The sequence below is a fragment of the Dethiosulfatibacter aminovorans DSM 17477 genome, assembly GCF_900142005.1.
GTDB lineage: Bacteria > Bacillota > Clostridia > Tissierellales > Dethiosulfatibacteraceae > Dethiosulfatibacter > Dethiosulfatibacter aminovorans.
The window spans coordinates 1-5,612 of record NZ_FQZL01000062.1 but is presented as its reverse complement, the minus strand read 5'-3'; the positions used below and the strand labels follow the sequence as shown (position 1 = coordinate 5,612).

Here is a 5,612-nt window from a genome sequence, read left to right as displayed (position 1 = left end):
ATATATGGAAGGCGCAGAGTAGGAAAGACAACTCTAATCAGAGAGTTTTGCAAGGGTAAGAATGCAGTATATTTCATGTCTAGAGAAGCCAGTGAGGAAAGGAATCTTGAAAATTTTAGCAGGGATGTTTTTGTAGCTAAATCAGAGGGGATTGAAGGAAATGCGGTATTTACAGACTGGGAAGGGGCCTTTGACTATATTGGCAAAATATCTGAAAATGAAAGGATGATACTTGTTATCGATGAGTATCCATATTTGGCTGGTAGCAACAGGTCCATATCATCAGTGCTTCAAGGACATATAGATTTAAAATTTAAAGAAGGAAAGTTGTTTTTGATTTTGTGTGGGTCTTCTATGAGTTTTATGGAATACCAGGTATTGGGCTACAAGAGTCCCCTATACGGAAGAAGAACAGCCCAGTTCAAAATAAAGCCGTTCACTTATTATGAATCTGCTAGATTTCTTAATACATATACAAATGAAGAGAAAGCTATTCTGTTTGGAGCAACAGGAGGAATTCCTGAATACTTATCAAGAGTAGATACAAGGAGTTCCGTAAGAGAAAATATCGAGGATTTGTATTTGAGTGAATCGGGGCATTTGTATGAAGAGCCGGTTAATTTATTAAAACAAGAGTTGAGGGAACCTTCTACCTATAACGGAATAATTGAAGCAATTGCAAATGGAGCATCCAGGCTGAATGAAATTTCTACAAGAAACAGTATTGAAAGCAATAAATGTTCTAAATACATAAATGCATTGATTTCCCTGGGAATAGTAAAGAAGGAAAAGCCGTTGAACGAGAGTGGAAGCAGAAAAACAATCTACTTGATTGAAGATCAAATGTTTAGATTCTGGTACAAGTTCATTCCCAAAAACATGAGCAGTATAGCTACCGGGCTATCATCGTACGTGTATGATAAATTCGTAGCCCCGATGCTTAATGAGTATATGGGAATTACATTTGAATTGATTTCAATGCAATACCTGATGAAAAAAAATGCCGAATTGGATTTACCCTTTTTGTTTGGGCAAATAGGTAGATGGTGGGGCAATAATCCTGTTAAAAAAAGACAAGAAGAAATAGACATAATTGCAGCAGATGACAACAATGCAATATTTTGTGAATGTAAGTGGAGAAATGAGCTTGTAGGCATGAAAATATTCAATGAGCTTGTTGAAAAAAGCGAACTAATAAAAAAATATGAGAAAAAATACTACTGTTTGTTCTCAAAATCCGGATTTACAAAAGAATTGATCGACAGAGCTGAAGAATTGAATGTTGAGCTAATAGATTTGGGAAAAATATTTTCGGTTGATTATTAATCGGATGGAATCGACTACCTCTTCCGGACGATTTGATATCGTCCGATTCGATGGGGCCATATACAAGTATAAGCTCTATTTGAAGTATAGACTTACTTATGGTACGGTTCACCTTGAATGACCGAATACATTACTATTACCATACAAAAAGAGATATATACTTGGTTATTTGTATATATCTCTTCGGTGTCCAATTTCAATTACAATTATTATAACTCGTTCATTTTCAATTTTTGCCAGTATTCTATAATCACCTACACGGTATCTCCATTTATCGCTTAGGGTTCCTTGCAATGCTTTCCCGAATTGTCTGGGATTATCGCATCCAATCAGCCTTTTTTCAATAAAGGATAAGATGAGTGATGCAGTTTGTCTGTCCATTTTCTTTAGCTGCTTCAATGCATTTTTTGTATATTCCACTTTATAGATCATAAGCCGAGTTCTCTCTTGACTTGTTCATGACTTATACGTTCTTCATCTTTTTCTTGTTCCCATACTTTATCAAAAAGGGTTAGATCATATTCATCTTCAATTTTTTCCAATACAGCTTGCCTTATAAAGGAAGACAGATCCATATTGTGGATTTCAGCATATTTGCGAATGAGAGCATCATCTCTATCATTAAGTCTTAAAGACACAGTACTCATGCAAACACCTCCTTGTATTACAATGTATTACGTCTACTTAAATTATACCATAAATTACGTTAAATACAATGAAATTTACGAAGATTACTTTTTTAATAATACATGGTGGATATATGAATCAGTAATATTAAAATAACTGCATAGGCGTATACACGGTTTTTGTTGATATTTAGTATCTGCTACTATAAACTATTATTATAGCCTGAATTATTCATATAAACATAAAAACCTAGAAAATTTAATATTCAACATGTATATTAAGCAACTTTCCTCAGGAAAGTGCATGTCTGTACTCTTCAAAAAGGTGTTCGATAAAAGCTGATGCGAACGAATCAGAAAATTCTCTAAAAAAGGGTAGACAACCCCCCTGGGCAGGTAAAATTCAATTTTTTAATCTGTTAGAAAGACAAACCTTCAATCCTGGACATGATCCGATGGAAGTACTTTTGCAGTGGATAACTGCTGCATAGTTTGAAAGTAGTCTTTCTGGCTGAAGTAACAACCCTGCAGGCAACCTTGATGAACATGGACCTTAGAGAAAGCATTCTGCATTTCTTGTGTTCTTTGTTGAGCAACAACCTCTTCATTATGTTGATTATGCTGTAGGCAAGAGCCTTAATAATTGTTTTCACAGCATTGGCAATGAAAGAAGTATGGGATGCTGATTCCATTGAGAAGTCAATCTTTGCTTCCTTGATGAAGTTTTTCATGCCGGTTGCCCGCTCGAGCAGTAACCGAAGGTTACGACCAGGGTGCCACGCTTGTTATAGGCTTTAACAACAGCATTAGAAAAAACCTTAATTGTAGTAACAATAAAGGTAATCCTTGGAAGAAGCTCTCCGGCAGCCCTTTCCAGTCGACAAATGACTCTAAGTGGTTTCTGCCAACTGTTGGCCTGATAGTAGAATTCATCATACATCACGTGGTTTTTAGAGTAATCGTTACCAAGGGTCTTCCAAAATTCATCAGCAAGATCTTTTGACAGTTTCTTCAAGACCGAGTTTGACTTAAGCCTAATGACAAAGGAAACACCATATTCTTCACAGAGATTGTAAAGGTCTGGAGTGGCAAAACCGCTGTCAGCCCTGACCAGGAGCTGTGTCTGGGGATACTTGGCTTCCAGCCACTTAAGTACAGGCTCCAGGAATTCCTTGATGTTGTTGGAAGTATAGACACTGCCTTCTCTCAACTCAACCTTCATAATGTCTCCATTGATTCCATTGAAAAGCATCAATGGGCTGGTCGTAGCAAACGCTACTGCTCGCCTATGCAACCTAGATGATAACCTTTGGAAGAGTAATGATAGTTGAATGCACTTCCTTCTTGTTTTCCAAACGTTCCAAACAGAGTGGAATCAAGATCCAGATCAATGTGTTCAGTATCCTTTGGATTGTTGGCTTTTTCAAACAGATTCTGAAGCAGTCTGTTGTATGATTTGATGAAACGTTCATTTGAAGAATGAACGAACCTTGAAATTGTAGGCTGTGAAGCCAGCGCTTTCTTTCCCAGTATATTTGTAAACACTGGATCATGCCTTAGGCTGTCAGAATGGTCATCGGTTGAATAGCCTGCAATAGTAGTGTAAATCAGTTGCTCGATTATCGAAGCATTTGGATGCACCCTGGCTGCAGAATCATTGAATTCATCATCCAGAAGAGGTCTCAATCCCAGTTTTTCAACAAAGGAACGGACTAGAAGAAGACCAGAATCTGAAGAAAGATTACCTCCATCAAAATTATATGAAAGACTTTTGTTGAAATTTAATGCACCATGCTGTAAACCTGTCATAGAAAGAACTCCTTTTGTGATGGTTTTTGGTCGTGCTTAAACTTTACCACAAAACAGGGTTCTTTTCTTTGATTTTTGATGAAGATTTGCTTCACCCAACGGGTGAAGGACACCTTTTAGGTGACATGTTGAATTAACAACGTTTTTTAGGTTCTATGAAATTTTTATGAATATTCTAGGTTATAGTAATAAATTTTTTGTTTAAGTACTTAATTCTATTATAAATCTAGATATTTTCTGTTAGTCATTGCTGAATATTTTGTTTAATTAGTGTGGATATGGAAAGATATGCAAATTGAAGTAGAGTTTCATCAAAATACAAATTAGACATATTAATAAGTTGTGTCCAATAGAATGTTTTAATCTAAGATAAGTTTTTCGTCTCAGCACAGTCTTATCAAAATAAATATAACTTTATAAACATTTTATCCCTGATATTAGTCAACATAGCTTTGTGTTTTGTATGAGTCCAGGTTGGAGGTAAACATGCTAAAATATTATTTTGATAAAGAAACATATGATAAATATACTAAATACTTTCTTGAGAAATTTTCTGAAAAAGGGATAATACATAAATATATGAAAAATGAAATCATTAAAAAAGAGCCAGGGTGTATATATATTGTTATTAAAGGAAGGGTGATTCAAGAGTTAATAAGTAAAAATGGAAAAAAAATAACACTATTCATGCTAAATCCTGGAACAATATTTGGAGAGATGGAGTATTTTGATAAATCAGAAGCCTGTAGTGTTAGTACAGTTATGTTTAAAGACACTGTCATATCTATAGTGCCTCATAATATTATTAGAAATGAGTTAAAAGACAACCCGGAATTGTATGATTACTTAATATATACAATGATAAGGAAATATAGAATATTAATGCTTAAATATGCAGATGACAATTTCAATGATTTCAATGGTAAACTTGCTAGTACGCTTATTAGATTTGCAGTAATGGAATCTGGAGACTTATATAACGGAGCTGTAATTAACAACATTCAAAACCTAACAGTGTTTTCAAGATACCTTTCTTGTTCAAGAAGTACAGTTTCTATTGCAATAAATAAATTAAAAGAAGAAGGCGTTATCAAATTAAACAAAAATCAGATTATTATCAAAGATAAAGAAAAATTAGAAGGATATGTAAATTATATATGGTAAATCCGAAGCAATTATTATTGTATAAATAAATATACAAATTTTTTCAAAAATCGTTTTCTAGCAAACGGTTTTTTTTATTATTATCTTTTATAATATTAATAAGACAAGACATAGTTTATAAAAGTTTAAATTTATTTGGGGGATGAATAAATGGCTAATCAAAATATTAAAGACCTTGTAGAAAAATATTATGACCAAGTTGTAGAGTTAAGACATTATTTTCATATGTATCCTGAGCTTGCTTTTGAAGAAGTGAAGACAGCAAGAAGAGTAGCGGATACTTTAAGAAATCATGGTATAGAAGTAAAAGAAGGGATAGCTAAAACTGGAGTTGTTGGGCTAATAAAAGGTGGTAAACCGGGACCAACGGTTTTACTAAGAGCAGATATGGATGCTTTAAGATTAAATGAAGAGGCAAATTTATCTTATAAATCAAAGGTGCCAGGGGTAATGCACGCATGTGCTCATGATGGCCATACTGCAGGTTTGTTAGGAACAGCTATGATTCTTAATGAAATAAAAGAACAAATTTCTGGAAACATTAAAGTTCTATTTCAACCCGCTGAAGAAGACGCTGGAGGTGCACTCCCTATGATAGAGGAAGGCGTTTTAGAAAATCCAAAGGTAGATGCAGCTTTTGGTATTCATCTCATGGGAACTGTGAATGAAGGAGTGATTCAATTAAAA

General features: G+C 34.4%; 8 protein-coding genes. 3 read left to right on the top strand and 5 right to left on the bottom strand.

Annotated elements, in window-relative coordinates; translation table 11 throughout:
• Nucleotides 1-1,326, top strand: a 1,326-nt coding sequence (locus tag BUB05_RS18180; RefSeq protein ID WP_073051182.1) for an ATP-binding protein, incomplete at its 5' end; no start/stop codon positions are given.
• A 165-nt stretch (nucleotides 1,327-1,491) separates the two neighbouring features.
• Here BUB05_RS18180 and BUB05_RS18175 read toward each other — a convergent pair.
• The 5 genes from BUB05_RS18175 to BUB05_RS18950 all read right to left on the bottom strand — a co-directional run bounded on the left by BUB05_RS18175 (nucleotide 1,492) and on the right by BUB05_RS18950 (nucleotide 3,761).
• Nucleotides 1,492-1,755 carry a type II toxin-antitoxin system RelE family toxin gene (locus tag BUB05_RS18175; protein ID WP_175548602.1) on the bottom strand — a complete coding sequence of 88 codons (264 nt, stop codon included), beginning with the start codon at nucleotides 1,753-1,755 and terminating at the stop codon, nucleotides 1,492-1,494.
• A complete protein-coding gene (relB, locus tag BUB05_RS18170; RefSeq protein WP_073051178.1) occupies nucleotides 1,755-1,973 on the bottom strand; it encodes a type II toxin-antitoxin system RelB family antitoxin in 219 nt (72 codons plus the stop codon). Before relB ends, BUB05_RS18175 begins: the two co-directional genes overlap by 1 nt.
• A gap of 398 nt (nucleotides 1,974-2,371) precedes the next feature.
• Nucleotides 2,372-2,683 carry a transposase gene (locus BUB05_RS18960; protein ID WP_094763078.1) on the bottom strand — a complete coding sequence of 104 codons (312 nt, stop codon included), beginning with the start codon at nucleotides 2,681-2,683 and terminating at the stop codon, nucleotides 2,372-2,374.
• Complete coding sequence (locus BUB05_RS18955) at nucleotides 2,680-3,246, bottom strand: transposase (protein WP_139258088.1); 567 nt, start codon at nucleotides 3,244-3,246, stop codon at nucleotides 2,680-2,682. Before BUB05_RS18955 ends, BUB05_RS18960 begins: the two co-directional genes overlap by 4 nt.
• Nucleotides 3,228-3,761 (bottom strand): transposase, encoded by a 534-nt coding sequence (locus tag BUB05_RS18950; RefSeq protein WP_094763076.1) that lies wholly within the window; start codon nucleotides 3,759-3,761, stop codon nucleotides 3,228-3,230. Before BUB05_RS18950 ends, BUB05_RS18955 begins: the two co-directional genes overlap by 19 nt.
• Nucleotides 3,762-4,247: 486 nt before the next feature.
• On the opposite strand from BUB05_RS18950, the gene BUB05_RS18160 reads away from it, so the two are divergent.
• Both BUB05_RS18160 and BUB05_RS18155 read left to right on the top strand, forming a co-directional pair.
• Nucleotides 4,248-4,925, top strand: a complete 678-nt coding sequence (locus BUB05_RS18160) for a Crp/Fnr family transcriptional regulator (RefSeq protein ID WP_073051176.1) — start codon at nucleotides 4,248-4,250, stop codon at nucleotides 4,923-4,925.
• Between the two features lie 150 nt (nucleotides 4,926-5,075).
• A partial coding sequence (locus BUB05_RS18155) for a M20 metallopeptidase family protein (RefSeq protein ID WP_139258045.1) occupies nucleotides 5,076-5,612 on the top strand: 537 nt, incomplete at its 3' end.